Source organism: Natrialba sp. PRR66 (genome assembly GCF_034808065.1).
GTDB lineage: Archaea > Halobacteriota > Halobacteria > Halobacteriales > Natrialbaceae > Natrialba > Natrialba aegyptia.
The window spans coordinates 1-19,701 of sequence record NZ_JAXHGN010000006.1 but is presented as its reverse complement, the minus strand read 5'-3'; the positions used below and the strand labels follow the sequence as shown (position 1 = coordinate 19,701).

Here is a 19,701-nt window from a genome sequence, read left to right as displayed (position 1 = left end):
GTCAGTCTGTTCGGGATTTTATTTCTTCATACGCAACCCCAGCAGCGGCTCCGAGTACGAGACCTGCACCGGTTGAGCCTGCTGCTGCACCTACGACCATCCCATTCCGGCCCCAATCGCTATCCACTCCCCTTGAGCATCAGCGGATTGTTTGTCCGCTGTGGCTTCTGTCATACGAGTTCTACGCTGAACGGTGCGGTATGTCTGTCTCTCATTGCGGGGCGAAATAGAGCAACAGAGGTTAGAAGGACAGAACGGCCGATTATTTGTTGCCGCCGAAAGGCTCTATCTCGTATCGCAACTGCATCATGCGTACGAAGCACCTAGTGAGTTATTTGTCATATTGAAATGTGCGGCCACTTGCATTTCGTCTTTCGATCTAAGTGGGGCTCACAGGCGACAACCGCGACGGTCGTGGTATTCTTGTCCAGGACATCCAGATTTCCTCTAGTGGCCTGATTGAAATCCTGTTCTTCAGATGCAATTTTGTCTGAAACAGCCGTTACAGAGAGATTCAAACTGAATACCTCGCTATACCAGAAAACAAATACATACTAGTAGTCTATTGTTTAGTCTGATCGCTGAAATCATTCTTTTGCTTGTGATGGTGTTTGTAATCGCTGTACTTGCGGCATACATCGGGTGTCGGATAGCACTCAAAGACTTCTATGATTGGCTCTGTTGAAATCCTATTAGTTAGACACTATCTATGGTGAAACGGGTGTTAGGTAGATCGCCGAACACAGCTTTCAAAGGACACTATGCGAGTCGCGTCAGACCGTTTCTCCCTAGTAAGACCGCCTCCACCTTGTGAAGGTGTTCGTGGAGCGTTGATGTGGTGATTTCTAATTCATCTGCCAATTCGCCAGCTGTCGTTTCCTTCGGATACTCGTAATACCCCTGCTCACGAGCGAACTGGAATACCTCTAACTGGCGCTTCGTGAACTGATCCACCGGAAGTGTGGTCGGCGCAGTTCCAGGGCTCTGCTGCTTCATACTCCGCACATTAATCTCCGCACTCATCTGCTCACGAACCTCATCAAGCTTGACCCGAACCGTCTCCCGGTCATGGTTCGTTGTGAGACTCCAATACTCCCGCCCACCCCGAATGTCGATCGGTCCTGTACACACGAACCCACGAGAGGTGAGTGGCTGGCTGATCTGCTTTCGCCCATCGTGAACGACAAGGAGATCACGCGTTGCATTTCCTGGCTTCGGAATCGAGGTCTGCCGGAAGCCAGACGCCATCTGGGAGACAGAATGAACATTTTCAGACGCGCGAATGGCCTCAATTCCCTCCGTAATCGATTCATGATCGTCTGCGTAGATCGTGAAAAGCGTCGCAACCTCGCTGCCAGTCGAATAGATTCCGTATCCGAGAATCCCAACATCGAGGCACTCGGTGATCTCAATCTCCCAGCAATCAGGGTACCAAAGATCAATTGACACGTGAAGCGCACCGTCAAATTGTTCAAATTTCGGCATTACTGCTGTTTACCCCTAGCTCCCATTATGCTCTTTAACAAAATAACGGTTAACCCTACTAAGTTACTGAAACTCGGTAACAAACTGTAATCGATCATCTATTCACGAATCGAGGAACGGTGAAAACGAATAGTACAGCAGACGTATACTGAATCAGATCAGCTGTCAGCTATGAACTGGGCCACACCATCTTGGAATGACCAATCTTCCTCGCCGTTCTCAGTAATGACGATCATTACATTTTCTGGCGGGATACCCGGATCTTGTTCCAATAATTCAGCGACGCGGGCGTAAAATGCTTGTTTGTCCTCTCGAGCTTGGCCAGCACGCATCGTCAGTTCCAGGACAACTCGGTCACCCTCTCGATTCTGTAACTCGAAATCCTGCGAAGAAAACCCTTGAATGAGCTGATAGCGGTCATCCGGCGGGAAGTCGAGCGTCTCGAGAACCGCCTCGTTAACCCGATCTGCGACAGTTTTGCGATACCCCTCGTCCTTTCTATCAAGAACTGAAATTCTAACTAGTGGCATTGAACTTACCCCTCGTACTGCTCAAAGACTGCTTCTGCGAGCGTATTCTTGTGGCCTTCATTCGGACCGCCAGCGATCGTGAGGAGTTTCGCATCACGCAGATACCGCTCGACGTCGTGTTCCGTCGTGTAACCAATACCACCGTGGAGTTGCATTGCCTCGTTCGCGTTGTCCACGGCGGCTTGTGTCGCATTGATTTTCGCCATACTGAATTCGCGTGTGGCGTCGTGTCCGCGATCTGCACGGTCGGCTGTGCGGAGGGTGAGCAACCGGGCGGTATCGACTCGTTCGGCCATCTTGCCGACTTCCCAGCTGACCCCTTGGAAGTCGCTGATGTGCTGGCCGTACTGCTCACGACTGCTTGTGTAGGCCACCGTATCTTCGAGGGCAGCGCGGGCGATGCCGACGCCGCGAGCGGGGACATTCACCCCAGTATGAAGCCCACCACGCTGAACGTAGCCCTCGCCCTCCTCACCGATGAGTCGATCATCGGGAACACGAACATTCGAGAGAGAGACGCGCGGGGACTTCACACTGTTCGCGCCCAGCGTCTCCCACACCGTCTCGACTTCGAAGTCGTCGGTCGGGACAAGAAACGCACTGATGTTGTGTGGCGCGTCCTCATCGGGGCCGGTCTTCGCGTACGTGAGGACGTAGTCCGTATCGAGAAAGTTCGTCACCCACTGCTTGTGGCCGTTGAGAACCCACTCATCGCCGTCACGTTCGGCGGTAGTCTCCATCTCCAGTTTATTACTCCCTGCGTTCGCCTCACTCAAGCCGAGAGCGCCGACAGTGTTGAAGGACGCCATCTCGGGGAGGAAGTCCTCGCACTGCGCCTCGGTTCCGAAGCGCTCGACGACTTCCGCAACTCCGAGATGGAGTCCGATGGTGCTCGCCACGGACATTAGCCCAGCCGATAGCTCTTCGATCACTAACGCGAGCTCAACGAAGCCTTCGCCCCGTCCCCCGTACTCTTCCGGGATTGTCACGCCCGTCAAACGGCGTTCGCCGAGTTCGTCGAAGATCGTGCTCGGATACTCCTCCTCCCGGTCAAGGTCTCTCGCCTTTGGTTCGATCTCTTCTTTTGTGAACACCCGAACCTCATCTCGAAGAGCCCGTTGATCCTCGGTCAGGTCAAACCTCATATGTCATGGGGGGTGTCCCTCGCCGAGTAAACCTAGAACCTGCTATAGCAGGCTGGCTGGGGAACATCCGTGACGGGGACAATCTGTACCGATTAGAGTGATCAGTCGAGGTTGTGCGTGAGGCAGGTGATGGCGAGCTCTCGAAACTGTTTCCACCAGTGGCGTGAGCGGATGAACACACCGTACTTCCGCTTGAGGCGAGAGTTAACTGTCTCGTTCTGACTTCTCTGTCCGTAGAGGTCAGCGTCAAGTCGAGCGTTCCACGCTTTGTGGAGCGACGAAAATTCGCGGTGCTTGATAAGCGGGCGAAGATTCTCCTCGTGAGCTAACGCCCGAATCTTCTGGTCGTCATAGCCCTTGTCACCGAGGAAAATCGCCACCTCACCGGTGTTCCGCTTGATGAGTGACGGTGCGATCTTCGAGTCATGTTTTCTGGTCGTCGTCACGTGGAGATCAAGGATGGCATTCGCTCCCGTGTTCACGAGAAGTGTGACTTTCAACTGCTGAATCGTCAACTTCGTTCGCTTCGTGTAGTGCTTCGAGGCGTGACTGCGGTCAAAGCCAGAGGCATCTATTCCGACGACACCGTTGGTCGGGAGGAGTGTGACCGAGAGGTTGAGTAGGACGCGCCACACAGCCATATCGAGCCGGTTGAACGCCTTACACAACGTCGAAGGAGAGGGTAGCTCCTCCAGTTCAATGGCGCTCCGAATCCGAGGCATCTCGGTGAGTTCGTCAAGAAGCGTCCGGTACGTCGTATTCTTCCGTACCTTGAGGCAGAGCAAGACGATGTGCTGGTGAAGTGTGTGCCGGCGTTTCGAGAACTTCGAAGAGTAGCGAGCGACAGCTCGTCGGGCCAAGTGAAATGCCTGCTCAACGAACCGGAGTAATCGTGACTTCGAGAGGGTCTGCATTCGGTCACACTACCGGACGAACCTGTAACTCTCCGAGGATTTCAGCAGAGCCACTACTGGTAAATTCGAAGTAGCTACTTAACAGATGTTCCGGGAGTCTGGTCAGAGAAATAAAGACACACACAACGATCCCATCCTCCGAGACTGTGAACTTCCACAACCTCGGAGGATAGAAATGATGCGTACTTATTTCCAAGATGGTATGGTACACAACCTTCCCCGTGGTCTCATAGTGAGATGAGTACGTATAGCTAAATAATGTCCCTGCTACCCTCTTCTGGTCCCCGTGTAAGCCCTACTCAAGAAGGAGAACTACAGGTCGTTGGTATCGAGAGCGAAGAAATGGAGACCATAGTGGATGCATTGGCCTCTGACACTGCTCGCAATCTGTTAGCCGAGATCTACGAAGACCCCGCCGTTCCCTCTGAACTTGCTGAGCGGCTTGATATGACCCTCCAACGGGTGTCGTACCACCTTGACAAGCTGGAAGAAGCAGGCATGATTCGTGTTGCGGGCACCCGATACTCCGCGAAAGGCCAAGAAATGAAAATTTAGGCTCTGGTGAATCACTAGACAGCGTCAACTTCTGAGGGAGGATTCAGTAGTTTGTGGCGCTACTCTGAGACAATGTCGATACGATTTCAAAGGAATCCATGATGGCAGAGCAATTGGACTCTGTCGCAGGCCTTCAAAAACCACTCAACCGAACGCTGCATGGCGATTCACCAAAGCCGACACGATCAAACTCCGAAATAGTCCCGTGCAGCTTCCTGCACAGCGCTGTTATCGCTCTTTGGAGAATACACGCCGAGAGTAGTGTTTCGCCACCCCACGTCAACGAGGTGCGACGGTATCGGCGAGATGTCAGAGAAGGCTTGTACTCCATCGGGCATCATGATGCGGACGTGCGTACTCTCATCATCAGGAAGTGACGGCAGGTCCACGATGACGTGTTGCGGACTGACCCCGGCAGCAGTTGCAATTTGCTCTTCGATACTGGTTGGATTGTCATACTCACTTGCGATTTCGGAGATCGTCTCGCGACCAATAGAGTTCTCGTTAACGTAGAGGGCTCGTTTGTAGAGATTCCGATTCACAATCCGTGTGTACAACCTCCCGTCTCCTTTCCTTGGAATGTTCTCGTGCCCTTCGTATTCCAGAAGGCGCGTATGGAGTTGGTAGTCGTCCCACGTGAGAATGTCTTCAGCTGTGTACGAGGTACTGTCAAGAAAGTCGTTAACAGCCCGTCGAAGCATCGCTTCAGCGATACACGTTGCATGGTGTCCGGCGATGGTCTTCATCATCCTGAGCCGGGCCGAAAACATGTCCTCAATCGCCTGAACTGCTTTCTTGTCAAAAACGACCTGGTCCTCGTGTGTCTGAGCGAACTTGACGATAGTCCGGACATCGACGCTACTGTTCTGAAACCCCGTTCGAAGCGAATCCCGTTGAAGATAGTCGAGTCGATCGGCGTCAATAGCTCCGGCAACGATGTTATAGCTGCTATCTCCCCGAATGATGTCTATGACGAACTCAGCGTCTGGGGTATACAGATCTTCGAGTTCTTTGATGATACGTTCTGACTGCCGTTCGTGCTCAAACCCCAGTCTCTCCTCGATGACCTTCTCCAGCGCATGGGAAAACGGCGAGTGACCAACGTCGTGCAAGAGTCCTGCAATCCTGTATGCCTGGATCGTGTCCTCAGGAAGACTCAACGATTTAGCTAATTCTCCAACGAGATGCATCACCCCTAGCGAATGTTCGAATCGAGAGTGCGTGGCACTCGGATACACCGCGTCCGATAACCCGAGGTGCGCAACCCGGCGAAGTCGTTGAACTTCTGGTGCACTTATTATGTCCAGTTCCATCTTATTGATCGTGATGAATCCATAGAGCGGGTCGCGAATATTTTTCACGAGGCCGGGTGATTCGGTCTTCACATAAATCTACATCGAAAGGATCTCAGTAGATGTTGTCGGGGTCTGTACTCTATGGGAATCCAATCAAACTACTGGTCGAACGTGTAACTCTTTGATGATTTCAACAGAGCCCTATGATTCGAAATTGGAGGACGAATTAGAAGAACGAGACAGTATATAGATACCCTATGCGTATCGCTGGGGTGCCAACCCTATCACCAATGAGGATTCCAGTGAGCCGCTATAGTAGTACCTTGAGTAGGGACTGACCCACTGGTTCTTCCACTGGTACTGTACTGGAAGCAGCGGAATCTATAAGTCGTTATCGCAATAATCATTATCTAGAGTATGACCTTCTACGACCGAGAAGCAGAACTCGACGCCCTGGAGACGGCGTTTGAGTCACCGGGACACGAGTTCTTCGTCGTCTACGGCCGCCGCCGGGTCGGAAAGACTGAACTCCTCAAAGAGTTCTGTGAGGAGCAGCCACATCTCTACTTCCTTGCGTCGCAGGAAGCCGAGAGCCGCCAACGTGAGAAATTCGTCGAAAAGGTTGCTGACTACTTCGACGACCGGGTTCCTCGCGTTGATGGCTGGGACGATGCGTTTGACTACCTCGGCGAGAAACTCGCCGCCGAACCGCTCATCGTTGTTATCGACGAATTCCCCTACCTCGTCGAAGAAAACGACTCACTCCCGTCGTATCTCCAGTCGTTTGTCGATGAACGGCTCCAGGACACCGAGTCGATGCTCGCTCTTTGTGGTTCCAGCGTCAGCACGATGGAATCCGAAATCCTCGCCCACGAAAGCCCGCTCTACGGCCGCCGAACGGGACAGATCGACCTCCAACCGTTCTCGTTCCAGCAGGCCCGCGAGGCCATCGCGTACGACTTCGACGATGCGATTCGGTCGTACGCCGTTACCGGAGGAACGCCGATGTATCTCACGCTGTTCGACTATACGCAGCCACTCGCCGAAAATATCCAGACACAGGTACTCTCTCCGACGGCGGTCCTCTACAACGAACCCGAATTCCTGCTGCGTACTGAGCTCCGGAACCCGGCTCGATACATGAGCATTCTTGAGGCAGTCGCAACGGGCCATACAACCCCGAATGAGATCGCCGGCGCGACGGGCATTGACTCGGGACCGTTATCGAAGTACCTGCAGACACTGCGCCGACTGCGTCTCATCGACCGCGAGGTTCCGGTGACCGCATCAGCGAAGCAATCGAAGCGATCCCGATACCTCGTCGCCGATGAATTCCTGCGGTTCTGGTTCCGATTCGTCGAACCCAACCGCTCTAGCATCGAAGAAGCGCCAACGGTCGTCTATAACAACACTATTGAACCGAACCTTCCCGATTACGTTGCGACGACATTCGAAGATGTTTGCCGGGAAGCGGTCTGGGCAGCGATTCGACGCGATGAACTCGGCCCCTACTCCGAAGTGGGCCGGTGGTGGTATGGCGGAGATGAGATTGATATCGTCGGCCTTGCTCCGGATGATGATCGAGTGCTACTCGCAGAATGCAAGTGGACGACAGAGCCTGTTGGGTATTCACTCGCGACGACGCTGCAAGACAACGCTGAACAGGTTCGGTGGGGGCCAAATACTCGCGACGAGGAATTCGCCCTCTTCTCGAAAAGCGGATTTGTCGATGGGCTTGCTGAGGAACTTGACGACAATTGGTCGCTGTTCAGTCTGACAGAGATGGATACGCTCCTGTCCCCGGTGTCGTAGGCTTCAGCCGTATTAAGCGTCTCTCGGTGGAACAGGTCGCTTCAGGATCAAGCTCTGAGTGTTCTTGCTTCGATGGCGCGCTTTGCGGACACCGGAGTGATGTCCAGAGAGGAGCGGTCGGATACGTAGCGAGTCGATCGCACGTTTCTCGAAATGACGATACACACCGGCTGGTCCGACGACTCGCTTGAGAACCGACTCCGAACGGCTTGCTTCGAACGTGTCCGACACCTTTCTCGATTCGGCAGAATGGGTGTTTTGGGAGAACAACCGATGACTGCGTGACCGACTGCAAGGAGTACTCGAGGTGAATTTCACCGTCACCAGTGGCTGTGAGTCCAAGCGTCGATGCGGGTTTTCGAAGTGTTCGTTGGCTGTTGGTTCTAACTTGATGCGAATAGATCTCACTGATCCGTCCGTCTGTCAAGTGGCGTAGAATCTGTCTTGACTGATTCGTAGACCCGTTCGGCCCATTCGCGAGCCAGGGACGAATCCGTATCGACGAACGCCTGCATCAGCCCCGTCTCGTCGTTGTATCCACCGATCCCGACGCGGTCGTCGAAGATAGCGAGTCCGTACGGTAACTCCTCGCGGGTCCGGAAGGTTACCTGCCCGCGGTCGATCGCCTCGTTCGCCCGGGTCGGATACACGTCTAATATATTCTCGATGATGTGCGATGGATAAACGATCTCGCTTTCGGTAGCGTCGAACAGTTGTCGGTAGAATTCACCGACGTTCAACGGAGCCAGATGTGTTGTATTAAATCCCCGAAACGTCTCCGACTCGCTCACAAGGGAGATGAACCGCTCGACCGGCCAATACGGATCAGCCGGTTCTGCGAGAGTCACGGTTGCATCAACCATCGGCTCAATGGCGAACTCCGCGTGGTGCGGGCAGATCACGTCCAATAGCGGCCCCATCCGGTGGGCGGTGCTCACGTTCGCCTCGAACCGCAGTACTTCGTCAGTCACTGCCTCGCCCCGTCCTGTCAACTGAAACCGACCATCACTCTTCTCGACGAATCCCTGTTCGCCGAGCCACTTCATCAGGCGGTGACTCGTCGCCCGCGAGACATCGAGCTGTTCCTCAATCTCTCGGCGGTCTAGTGGCTTCTCGCGGAGCGCTTCGAGGGCCGGTCCGTGACGCACAATGTCGACAAGACGATCAGACTCAATCCGGTTCCCAGTTGCATCGAGACGCTTCCCGAGATACTTCTGATTTCGCGCGTTTTGCAGGACAGCCTCTAGGATCGGCGACGCAGGTGGTTTGAACACACGGCCAGCTGATCGGGCGTCTTCGTGAGGGTCCATGTCATTCACTAGCTCAGCGTAGGACAGCAGAGATAGTAATTCTATCCCGCACACGACGCAAAATTCCTCTCACGTCCTGAAACGGAGTTCACGTCGGCAAACGCCGTTTTAATAGATGAGGTCACTATGTCTGCCGACCATCGTTCAGATATGGCACCACCGACAACCACCGACGCACCGGTCGACGAAGAAAAATTAGATGAACTCGTCGGAATGGCCGTCAACGAGCTCGGGGCAGCTTATTACGCGTCATTGATCGTCATCGGCGATAAGCTCGGTCTCTACGAAGCGTTGGCCGACGGCGGACCGTTCCTCCCCGTTGAGTTGGCCGAGCGGACCGACACCGTGGAACCGTACGTCAACGAGTGGCTCGCCGCAGGGGCGGCCGGCGGATACATCACCTACGATCCCGAGACGGGCCGCTACAGCCTCACCCCCGAGCAAGCGGCACTGCTGGCCGACGAAGACAGCCCTGCGTTCCTCGTCGGTGGGTTCCAGGGGTTGATAGGCTATCAGAAGACCCTCTCAAAGATCGAAGCCGATTTCCGAACGGGCGACGGCGTGGGCTGGCATGAGCAAGACGAAGACGTGTGTCACGGTACCGAGCGCTTCTACCGGCCGGGCTATGAGACGAATCTCGTTGATGAATGGATCCCCGCACTCGATGGGATAGAAACGAGGCTCAGGGACGGTGCGCGCGTGGCCGATGTGGGCTGTGGTCACGGTGCATCGACAATCGTCATGGCCGAAGCCTATCCCAATTCGGAGTTCGTCGCTATCGATTATCACGATCACTCGGTCGAGGTGGCCCGCGAGCGGGCCGAAGAGGCTGGTGTTGCGGACCGTATCCGGTTCGAAGTAGCGACCGCGAAGGAGTACAATGGGACCGACTACGACCTCGTGATGATGTTCGACGCGTACCACGACATGGGCGATCCGGTCGGCGTCGCGTCATACGTCCGGGAAACACTCGTCGGCGACGGGGCGTGGATGGTAGTCGAGCCGTTCGCCAACGACCGGATCGAGGATAACCTGAATCCGGTTGGGAGAGCGTTCTACTGCGCCTCGACGATGGCCTGTGTTCCGAACTCGCTCGACCAAGGTGGTGATCCCGTATTGGGAGCACAGGGTGGCGAAGCGCGCCTCCGTGAGGTGATCACTGAGGGCGGGTTCACTCGGTTCCGTCGTGCGACTGAGACACCGTTCAACCTCGTACTCGAAGCCAAGCCGTGACGACATCCCCGTCCAAATCAGTGGCGGTTCAGCATGTACTACTGAGTGTCCTCCCGGTCGATCCGACACGTGGTACAGCTGCCCACTCGATGAGACCTTCTGTGTCCCTGTCAGTCGGTTCCAGTAGTGCTACTGTCAGATCACAGCAACCCTATATTCGTAATATATGGTGTGAAAATGACCACCATCAAAATCAAACTCCAAAACAATGAGTGATCACACCCTCGGTGGGTGGAGTCAATGTGTGCCTTTCTGTTACTATCCTCAGAAGTGAACTGACCCGGCAGTTTGTGCGCGTATTGTACAGCGGCGTAACAAGATGAACACTCCACATCGTCAGGGTTTCGACCGGCAGAGACACCCACGGCTGCGACAAAACAGTACACGATCACAAAGTAAAGCGAGTAATGAAACTCTGTTGATCTTTCAACCGAGCGAAGGATGCATCGAAACTCCGCTTGGTGGCTAGATTCGCTACTAAAGACCGCACGCAATCACGACAGTTCTCGGCTAGTCGACGTACTGTGACTTCCACGCCCGTCGATCCTCGATAGCTTGCTCGCCGTCGTTTGTAATCGCGTAATAGTTCGTTCGTCTATCGAGTTGCCCTTTTTCGACGAGTTCTTTGGTGACAAGAGTGTCGAGATTCGGATAGAGCCGTCCGTGATTGATCTCGCTACTGTAATACCCCTCAATTTCGTCTTTGATATCCTGTCCGGATGGTCGAACAGCACCAGCGATTACATACAGCAAGTCGCGCTGAAATCCTGTGAGGTCGTCCATAGGACAGGTTTTGAGTAATACGGTGTTTGTTATCTCGACCATAAACGGGTGGAATCCACATAGCAGTCACCGGATCAGACCGCAACATCATTCACCACACAGGGTTAGGGCGGGAGGACGATCGCCCGGCCCTCGATCTCGTTGTGCTCGAGTCGTTCCGCAACCGTGTTGATCTCGTCGAGATCGTGGCGCTCGGTTCGCAACTGGACAGCGCCCCGATCGACGAGGGCAACGAGTTCCTGCAATTCGGCGTACTTGCCGACCAACGTTCCCCGAAAGGAGAACTCGCCGTCGACGAGCGTCTGGCTGGGTTCGTGGATATGGCCACCGTAGCCGACGATGTGATGGTCGCCGCCTGCGGCGACGATTTCCGGTGCCAGACCAGTCGTCTCGTCTCGCCCGACGAAGTCGACCACCTGTTGAGCACCTTCGTCGTCGGTTATGTCTGCGATAACGTCTGAGATGTCCTCCTCGGCAGAGTTGACCGTGTGATGGGCACCGAGATCATCGGCCAGTTCGAGCGCTTCATCTTTGATATCGATGGCGACGATATCGGCGGCACACATTGCATCAAGACACTGGAGTCCAATGTGGCCGAGACCACCAACGCCGATGACGACGCAGGTGTCGCCGGGGTTCAGTTCATCGACCGCCTTCTTTGCGGCATGGTAGGCCGTGATGCCAGCGTCGGCATGGGGTGCAATCTCGGTCGGGTCGACACCGTCGGGAAGCGGGATCACCGCACGCTCGTTGGTCTGGAGGTACTCCGCAAAGCCACCGTCGGTTGTGAGACCGTTAAACGCGCTATTCTCACAGTACATATCCTCGCCGAGTCGGCAGGGACGACAGATGCCACACGTCTGGACGGGATGGCAGATAACGGGATCACCCTCCTCGACCAGCGTCACCTCGTCTCCGGTCTCGGCAACGATGCCGGCATTTTCGTGTCCGAGCGTCATCGGCAGATCCTGCGGTGCGTAGTCGGCCCACATCCCTTCGATGATGTGGTTGTCCGTCTGGCACCATCCCGCGCCCTTGACCTCGACTAGTACCTGGTCGGATCGCTCGAGATCAGGCCGATCAATCTCGTCGATCGAGAGCGCATTGTGCATGTCCGCTGTATACTCGTGGAGCCTGGCTGTTTGCATGGTAGCACACCTCAGTTCACGGCCAGGCGTGATAACATTCCCCCAGCGTATCGCAACTCGAATATGTCCCTTGCGAGACTGCCGAGAGTACACGGACGGATAACGTTCCGTGGCAGTTCAGCCATCTATAAGAAAGAATAATGTAGTATGACAATGATTCCCGTGATAGGATGTATCAGCACAACGGAGAGGAAATATTCGTCATCGACGGGCACGTGCACCTCTGGGACGCCACAGAGGAGAACATCGACCACCGAGGTGGCGAGGAGTTCATCCAGTGTTTCTACGACTATCACACGACGTTCACACCCGAAGACCGGCAGTGGGATATGGACGAGTATCGGAAGTACGGTCCCGACCGAATGGTCGAGGACCTGTTCGCCACTGCAGCCGCGGACATGGCAATCTTCCAACCGACGTACCTCACCGACTTCTACACGGAAGGGTTCAACACGACCGAGCAGAACGCCGAACTCGCGGCCGAGTACCCCGAGCGATTCGTGCTCAACGGCACCTTCGATCCCCGCGATGGAGACGAGGGCCTCGAATACCTCGATGAACTCCACGATAAATACGACATCCCCGGCGTGAAGCTCTATACCGCCGAGTGGCGTGGCGACTCGAAGGGGTGGCGACTCGACGATGAGGAAGCATTCGAGTTCCTCGAGAAGTGTTTGGAACTTGGCATCGAGAACATCCATGCCCATAAGGGCCCGACAATCCGGCCGTTGAACCGCGATGCCTTCGATGTCAGCGACATCGACGACGCAGCCTCGTCGTTCCCCGAACTCAACTTCATCGTCGAACACGTCGGGCTCCCCCGTCTCGACGACTTCTGCTGGATCGGCACACAGGAGAGCAACGTCTACGGCGGACTCGCAGTCGCTGCACCGTTCGCCCAGAACCGACCGGGAAAGTTCTCCGAAATTCTCTCCGAACTCCTCTGGTGGCTCGGCGAGGACCGCGTGCTGTTCGGCTCGGACTACGCGATCTGGAACCCCGACTGGCTCGTCGAGGAGGTCCTCGAAGCCGAACTCACGCAAGAACACCGCGCGGAGTACGGCGTCGAGTGGGATCTCGAAACCAAGAAGAAGGTCATGGGCGAGAACGCCGCCGAACTCTACGATATCGATATCGAGGCCAAGCGCGAGACGTTCCGAAACGACGAGATCAGCCGGCAGTTCGGCCTCGAGGACCACTATGCAAGCGGAGATCCTGCACCCGCAGACGACTGATGACTACACACGACTCCGACGGCCCCGCCCTCCCCTCGCCTCCCACGCGGGCGGCCGTCCGCGACCGACTGGACCGCGTCACGGATCCCGAACTCGATCGTTCGATCGTCACCCTAGAGTATATCGACGCGATAACGATCGAGGGACGGCACGTGCGTATCGACCTCACGCTCCCAACCGCCTGGTGTTCACCTGCCTTCGCCTGGATGATGGCGATCGACGCCCGCGACGAGATCGAATCCCTGACGAGCGTCGAGAACGCACACATTACGCTTCACGAGCACATGCACGAGGCGGAGATCAACCGCGGCGTCAATGAGGATCTGTCGTTCACCGAGGCGTTCCCGGACGCCGCCGACGACGTCGAGGCGGTTCGTAAAGAACTCGACGAGAAGGCCCGCGTCGCCCGTCAGTACGATGCGGTCGAGACGCTCCTCGAGGCCGGTCTCGATCCGGAAACGATCACCGAACTCCGAGGAACCGACCTCGAAACCGACGAGACAGCCGAATCGTCCGGTACGAGCGATACGGACGAAACACTCGCCGTCTACGTCTCCGATCGCTCGTTTGCTGTCACCGTCCCGGCAGCGCCGATCGATCGCTACCTCGAGAAGGCCCGTGAAACGGACCTTGTCTCCTCCGCGGAGGACATCCTGTTCCGGACGCCCGAAGGCGAACCGATCGATTCCGAGTCATTTGAACTCGTCCATCGGCGCGGCCGCCTCGCGCAGGTCAATATGTCGAGCCAGGGTGGCATTTGCGATGGTCTTCGGGAGGCCAGAGAGGCTCGAGGAACCTAGCAACGCAGACGGCTGTCAGGAATCGAATTCGTAGACAGAATCCCGTCTCCCGGTGCTGTTGAGTCGGCTCGCAACGCCACGACGGAAGCGGCACTGGGCAGTGTGAGTGGGACCACACCACTAGCCAGTCTCACGGTTGAACCTGTAGTACGCCGGGACCCCGTCCTTCGAACGCATAGCCGAAGACGCTGTCCGAAAGGACGCGTTCACCAGCATCGAGTACTCAAACGGTCGCGTAGAGTCGCTCGGCCGGCGAACAGCTGTCACGCCGCCACGAGCAGTCCACCACACGTAACGAGTTCATCCATCCGGCCCTTTGCGGAACAAAGGGTCGAATCTGCTATATCTACACAGCGTTAATGAGAACTGATGACAGAAGAGACGACTGATGATTTGCCACCTCTCGAGGCTGTACAGGCGCTCACAGAGATTGAAGGATACGACGAAAAACTGACTGCTCGGACGTTTGGTCTCACTCTCATGGTGTTCGCGTTCGCTATTGCAGCGATTCCGATTTCCTATACAGCGGCGGATCCGTGGCTCACTGCACACGAGTATGGTTCAGTCGTGCTTTCGGTTCTCTGGCTGCCGTGGATCGTAGCGGCTGTCGCTGTTACATCAGCACTCTGGACCACTCATTCGGTCTCTCTCGGTCGGAACTCGACGACCGCCGATAACTGGTTACTGGGAGCCGGGTTTACAATTGCGTTCGTTTTGATTGCAACTGCTGTCTTGGTTGCTCTCGGACCCAACAGTAACACCTTCATCGCGATGGGGATTTCGGGGGGACTCTTCACAGTTCTTCTCGGCATCATTTTCTCCCGCATATACCAGGCAAAATGGGTATTGCTTCCCCTGGTTGTGGCCGGTACCGGGATCGTTCTCGGTAACATCGTTCTTTCTACCGTCGACCTCACGCCCATCGGCGCGGGTTTCACGACCGGGTTTCTCCAGGGAGCAGCGTACTTTATTACTGGATGGGTCATATCGATGAGAGGGTGACAGATGGACCTTCCTTCAGATCTCACACTCATCCATCAACCCACCCGGCTTCGAATCATGGGATTCCTGTATAGGCACCGTGACGTCTCGTATACGCGACTCCGAGATTTGTTGGAGCTAACTGATGGCAACCTCGCCTCTCACGCGGAGAACCTCGAAGATGCAGGGTACATCGAAACCCGTCGAGCATGGACCCAGAGCGGCTTCGAAACCCGCTATCGAATCACTCAAAGCGGTGTCTCATCGTTTCAGACATACCTGCAGGAACTACGCCAGTTTCTAGACGAAGTAGAGCCAGAATAACCGGCTGTCGACGTTACGAGGCCGGCGTCGACGACGATCCCGATGGTTCGGCGCTGTCCTCTGATTCCGCGAGTTCATGGGCGACAAGCGTCGAGCACGGCATTTCCGAGGCGGGCTTGGATTCGGGATTTAAAGCGGCGGAACGCTACTATCCAGGCCCGAAGGCTGCGATATCGGCTCCCACCGTCGCGAGTGCATCAGCGGGGTTCGGGTCGCTGTCGGCCAGGTGCGTGTACCGGTGGTCCGGGATGCGCGACAGTGCCGCCGTGACGGCCTCGCTGTATGTCTCGACGCCCGGTTCCGTCGGGTCATTGCCGCCCCAGATGTCTCGGATGACCGTCATCGAATCGATGCGTACTTCCAGCCTGCGTGGCTCGTAGCGAGCCAACAGTTCGGCGAGCCCGAGTTGGAGGGCGACGTACTCGGCGGTGTTGTTCCCCGTTCGGGAGCCGACGGGTCGGCCGAGACGGGCGAGTTGGTCCTCCGCACCGTCCATGATGACAGCGCCTGCACCCGCGGGGCCGGGGTTGCCACGTGAACTGCCGTCGACGTAGAGGACGAACGTGTCGCTCGTCGGTTCGGAGATGGGCGGCCGGGTGAGTCCCGACTCCAATAGGCTTTCGAGCGCGTGGTGCAACTCGTCTGGGGTGGTCGCGGGGTCGAATAGACCGCCGTAGCCGGGAACAGCATCGTCGATGGCGTCGGTGGCGGCCGCTACCTCGTAGCCGACGCCCGCGAGTACCTCGTCGACGAGCGTGGCGAGCGGCGAGAGGTGTTCGGCCGGAAGTGGATCGTCGGTCACGTCGCTGTCCCTTCGGGCTCCGGTTCCGAGCCCTCACACCCGCTCCCGAATGATCTCGTTGGCTGGTCGAACCACTGCATACGAGTTCTCTGTGGTCAAGCGGGATAATCTCTTCAGGTGGCATCGGTGGCGGGCCGCTTCGAATCAGTCGGCCCCTAAACCGCCGCAGCTGGTACAAACAGCCTGCTGAATAGGCAACTGCGCTCAGCAAGGCGACCACATCGTTTCACGCCGAAACCGGACCCTCGTTCATGCCGTGAAATCCGTGCTGGACAGCACACTGTCGCTTCACACCTAGACTGATAGTCTCCTGCCAAGCGACGGCTGTTATTTCTGATGATCATAGCAGTGTACAAATCGCTCGACCCACCGACGTGCGCTCGCTTGTCTGTAATTTTGAGAGGAGCGAACTGCCGAATACGGAGTACGAGTTCAGGGCCGCGTTGTCCCATGCGAACTTTTTTCCTTGAGCCAATCGTTCCATGGTGAAAATGGCGTGGCTTATTGGCGAGACTCTCCGAACGACTCACTGTCCTCTCAATCCCTGCACCCCCAATTCTGAGCATGAGCAAACAGCAATCTAACGAACGTACGAAGTTCGGCCTTGATGGCGCCCTCTCTGGCGTCGAAACACGACAGAAGGCGAGCGCGATCCACGACCACCAGTGCGGCGACGGATCAAACGATCATCTCGCCTCCGTGTACGATACCCAGGACGATCAGTTCGCCGCGGTCGTGCCGTTCATCAAACAGGGGCTTGAACGGGGAGAGCAGTGCCTCTACGTCGCGGACGAGAATACGACGGAAGATGTCCTCGACGCACTCCGAGACGGCGGTATCGACGTCGAAGCCGCCCGAGAGACCGGCGCGTTATCGATCCGCACGAAAGCGGACACGTACCTCCGGACGGGCGAGTTCGAGCCGGAGACGATGGTCGAGTTCTGGGAGGAAACCCTCGCCGAGGCGTGTGATCGCGAGGGGTACGAAGGCGTGCGGGCCGCCGCCGAGATGACGTGGGCGCTTGATGAGGACACCGGACTCGATCAATTAATCCGGTATGAAGCGCTGCTCAATACGATTTACGAAGGCGATGATTACGTCGTCCTCTGCCAGTATAATCGCGATCGGTTTTCTACGGACGTGCTTTCGGACGTGATTCGGAGCCATCCGCTCGTGGTGTACGATGGGATGGTCTGTCAGAACTTCTACTACCAGCCTCCGGACGAGTTCTTCGGCACAGACCACCCACCGCTCGACGTAGATCAGACAGTCGAGGGGTTACTCAGGTATGCCCAGACTCAACGCGAACTAACCGAGCGCGATCGATTCCAGAGCCAACTCTACGAAATCACGTCGGAACCCGAGCGGTCGTTCGACGAAAAACTCCAAGACCTATTCGAGCTCGGATGCGAGCGATTCGATCTCGATCTCGGCGGCATGGCTCGTATCGATCCGCAGATGGACCTCTTTGAAGTCGAACATGTCAGCGATTCGCACGACCACCTCCAACCCGGCGTCACAGTAAGCCTCTCCGAGACGTACTGTCGCGTCCTGACCGACGGCGGCAACCCGATCAGCATCATCGCACCCGCAGATGAAGGATTTGAGGGAACGGTAGCCTACGAGAAATTCGGCGTGAGATCGTATTTGGGAACGCGACTCCGAGTGGAAAACGGACTCGATCGATCGTTCTTTTTCGTGTCCCCCGAATCTCGAAACACGCCGTTTTCGGACGCCGAGCGTACGTTTCTGAGATCGATGGGACAGTGGGTCCAGCAAGAACTCGAACGCCGTGAATACGAGCAGCGCCTCGAAGAGTCCAACAAGCGCCTCGAGCAGTTCGCTCACGCCACTTCTCACGATCTACAAGAGCCCCTACGGATGGTATCCAGTTACTTACAGCTACTCGAAACCCGGTACGCCGACGATCTAGATGCAGATGCGGAAGAGTTCATCGAGTTCGCGGTCGATGGGGCGGACCGAATGCGGGACATGATCGATGGGCTCCTCGAATACTCACGGATCGAAACCGGAGGGAAGTCGTTCGAATCCGTCGATCTCGATGCCCTCGCCGACGAGGTACTGGCCGACTTGCACCTTCGCATTGAGGAGACAGATGCTGAGGTAACGGTCGAAGACCTTCCGCAGGTCGAGGGGGATGCGAATCAATTACGGCAACTGTTGCAGAACTTGATCGACAATGCGATCGAGTACAGTGGCGATGAGCAGCCACAAGTGGTGATCTCCACAGGCCGTGCCGGCAAGATGTGGCGCATCTCCGTGCGCGACGACGGAATCGGCATCTCCCCCGACGATCAGGACCGCATCTTCGAGGTTTTTGAGCGCCTCCACACACGCAATGAATACGAAGGAGCGGGCATTGGACTGGCACTCTGTGAGCGGATTGTCGAGCGCCACGGTGGCAAGATTTGGGTTGACTCTGAGCCCGGAGACGGATCGACGTTTTCGTTTACGCTCCCGGCTCTCGACACATGAGATTCTGTATTGATAACTCGCTATCGTTCTTATTGTGCAGCGTTATCATTCCCGGCGAACCCCGTGCACGACCCCAGTTCGAGTCACCGTCATCAGCACCCGCTTCATCCATCTCGGGTTCAAAGACTGATCACGAGGCTCGAGTGCCTTCTGACAGTCACTGAGTTGCTCTCGAAGCGCTTCGTTGGTCGTCTCAAGTTCGCCGATACGATCGTCTGTCTTCTCGAGAGTTGTCCCACGTTCGTCGACGCAGTCGGTTAATAGTCTATTTTTCTCGAGCAGATCTGCATGATTTTGCGCTGGTTCGTCACGACTGCTGGCGGTCAACGACTCGCTCTGACTGGAACTCCCTTCACTCAAGTCGTCTCGAGCGTCCGGATCGTAGAGGTCGGAGGTGGTCACAATCGCTCGTTCGATGGTCTTCTCGCCGTACGTCGATCCGTCGGCGTAGCGGACTTCGTCCCACTTGTCCCTCGAAACTGATTGCCAGTCACGCCACGGTACTCTGACTCGGGCGTTCCATCGCTCTCACTGTCTTGGGCGTATTCGCGATGAACCGCCTTGAGTGCATCCTGCCGACGAGCAACGCGACCGAGTATCTATTCGGGGAGCACCGGAACCGTACTTTCAGACACCGTCGATCCACCTCTACTGAGCGTCCATTTGATCGCACACAACCCACCAGTATGATGATAAATATGCCATAGGCTGGTAGACTGCTTGTGACCCTGTCCAACGGATGCAACCCGTTGTATACTAGTTGGTTTTTGGCCGGATTGGCTTTGGTGAATCACTAGACAGCGTCGGTTTCGACCGGTAGAATTTGGAAGATGAAGCGGGAAACCGCCGATGA

At 56.1% G+C, this 19,701-nt stretch carries 17 protein-coding genes; 8 read left to right on the top strand and 9 right to left on the bottom strand.

What is annotated here, in order from left to right; genetic code table 11:
• Window positions 1–759 precede the first annotated feature (759 nt).
• The 4 genes from SM755_RS19340 to SM755_RS19325 all read right to left on the bottom strand — a co-directional run bounded on the left by SM755_RS19340 (window position 760) and on the right by SM755_RS19325 (window position 4,074).
• Entirely contained in the window at window positions 760–1,485 is a 726-nt protein-coding gene (locus SM755_RS19340; protein WP_323174087.1) for a helix-turn-helix domain-containing protein, read from the bottom strand.
• 158 nt (window positions 1,486–1,643) lie between these two features.
• Window positions 1,644–2,015 carry a tautomerase family protein gene (locus SM755_RS19335; protein WP_323174086.1) on the bottom strand — a complete coding sequence of 124 codons (372 nt, stop codon included), beginning with the start codon at window positions 2,013–2,015 and terminating at the stop codon, window positions 1,644–1,646.
• Window positions 2,016–2,020: 5 nt separating this feature from the next.
• Window positions 2,021–3,160 carry an acyl-CoA dehydrogenase family protein gene (locus SM755_RS19330; RefSeq protein WP_323174085.1) on the bottom strand — a complete coding sequence of 380 codons (1,140 nt, stop codon included), beginning with the start codon at window positions 3,158–3,160 and terminating at the stop codon, window positions 2,021–2,023.
• Between the two features lie 101 nt (window positions 3,161–3,261).
• Window positions 3,262–4,074: an IS5 family transposase gene (locus SM755_RS19325; protein ID WP_323174084.1), complete on the bottom strand. Its 813-nt coding sequence runs from the start codon at window positions 4,072–4,074 to the stop codon at window positions 3,262–3,264.
• Window positions 4,075–4,332: 258 nt separating this feature from the next.
• On the opposite strand from SM755_RS19325, the gene SM755_RS24525 reads away from it, so the two are divergent.
• The gene (locus SM755_RS24525) at window positions 4,333–4,629 is read left to right on the top strand and encodes an ArsR/SmtB family transcription factor (protein WP_369335262.1); all 297 of its coding nucleotides are present in this window, start codon (window positions 4,333–4,335) and stop codon (window positions 4,627–4,629) included.
• A gap of 185 nt (window positions 4,630–4,814) precedes the next feature.
• On the opposite strand, the gene SM755_RS19320 is transcribed toward SM755_RS24525, so the two are convergent.
• Window positions 4,815–6,014 carry an HD domain-containing protein gene (locus SM755_RS19320; RefSeq protein ID WP_323174083.1) on the bottom strand — a complete coding sequence of 400 codons (1,200 nt, stop codon included), beginning with the start codon at window positions 6,012–6,014 and terminating at the stop codon, window positions 4,815–4,817.
• A 327-nt stretch (window positions 6,015–6,341) separates the two neighbouring features.
• On the opposite strand from SM755_RS19320, the gene SM755_RS19315 reads away from it, so the two are divergent.
• Entirely contained in the window at window positions 6,342–7,736 is a 1,395-nt protein-coding gene (locus SM755_RS19315; protein ID WP_323174082.1) for an ATP-binding protein, read from the top strand.
• Between the two features lie 404 nt (window positions 7,737–8,140).
• On the opposite strand, the gene SM755_RS19310 is transcribed toward SM755_RS19315, so the two are convergent.
• Window positions 8,141–9,046, bottom strand: a complete 906-nt coding sequence (locus SM755_RS19310; RefSeq protein WP_323174081.1) for a transcriptional regulator — start codon at window positions 9,044–9,046, stop codon at window positions 8,141–8,143.
• Between the two features lie 150 nt (window positions 9,047–9,196).
• Here SM755_RS19310 and SM755_RS19305 point away from each other — a divergent pair, with 150 nt between their 5' ends.
• Window positions 9,197–10,279, top strand: coding sequence for a class I SAM-dependent methyltransferase (locus SM755_RS19305; RefSeq protein ID WP_323174080.1), 1,083 nt, complete (start codon window positions 9,197–9,199; stop codon window positions 10,277–10,279).
• A gap of 510 nt (window positions 10,280–10,789) precedes the next feature.
• Here SM755_RS19305 and SM755_RS19300 read toward each other — a convergent pair.
• Window positions 10,790–11,062 (bottom strand): helix-turn-helix transcriptional regulator, encoded by a 273-nt coding sequence (locus SM755_RS19300; RefSeq protein WP_323174079.1) that lies wholly within the window; start codon window positions 11,060–11,062, stop codon window positions 10,790–10,792.
• Between the two features lie 104 nt (window positions 11,063–11,166).
• Window positions 11,167–12,210, bottom strand: coding sequence for an NAD(P)-dependent alcohol dehydrogenase (locus tag SM755_RS19295; protein WP_323174078.1), 1,044 nt, complete (start codon window positions 12,208–12,210; stop codon window positions 11,167–11,169).
• A gap of 170 nt (window positions 12,211–12,380) precedes the next feature.
• Between SM755_RS19295 and SM755_RS19290 the strand changes: the two genes are divergently transcribed.
• The 4 genes from SM755_RS19290 to SM755_RS24520 all read left to right on the top strand — a co-directional run bounded on the left by SM755_RS19290 (window position 12,381) and on the right by SM755_RS24520 (window position 15,550).
• Window positions 12,381–13,445: an amidohydrolase family protein gene (locus tag SM755_RS19290; RefSeq protein ID WP_323174077.1), complete on the top strand. Its 1,065-nt coding sequence runs from the start codon at window positions 12,381–12,383 to the stop codon at window positions 13,443–13,445.
• Window positions 13,445–14,245, top strand: a complete 801-nt coding sequence (locus SM755_RS19285; RefSeq protein WP_323174076.1) for an iron-sulfur cluster assembly protein — start codon at window positions 13,445–13,447, stop codon at window positions 14,243–14,245. Before SM755_RS19290 ends, SM755_RS19285 begins: the two co-directional genes overlap by 1 nt.
• Window positions 14,246–14,614: 369 nt before the next feature.
• Window positions 14,615–15,247, top strand: coding sequence for a hypothetical protein (locus tag SM755_RS19280; protein ID WP_323174075.1), 633 nt, complete (start codon window positions 14,615–14,617; stop codon window positions 15,245–15,247).
• Between the two features lie 3 nt (window positions 15,248–15,250).
• Window positions 15,251–15,550 (top strand): transcriptional regulator, encoded by a 300-nt coding sequence (locus SM755_RS24520; RefSeq protein ID WP_369335261.1) that lies wholly within the window; start codon window positions 15,251–15,253, stop codon window positions 15,548–15,550.
• 148 nt (window positions 15,551–15,698) lie between these two features.
• Here the strand turns inward: SM755_RS24520 and SM755_RS19275 are convergent, their stop codons facing one another.
• Entirely contained in the window at window positions 15,699–16,352 is a 654-nt protein-coding gene (locus tag SM755_RS19275; RefSeq protein WP_323174074.1) for a ribonuclease HI family protein, read from the bottom strand.
• 564 nt (window positions 16,353–16,916) lie between these two features.
• Between SM755_RS19275 and SM755_RS19270 the strand changes: the two genes are divergently transcribed.
• Window positions 16,917–18,848 (top strand): MEDS domain-containing protein, encoded by a 1,932-nt coding sequence (locus SM755_RS19270; protein WP_323174073.1) that lies wholly within the window; start codon window positions 16,917–16,919, stop codon window positions 18,846–18,848.
• Window positions 18,849–19,701: the final 853 nt, after the last annotated feature.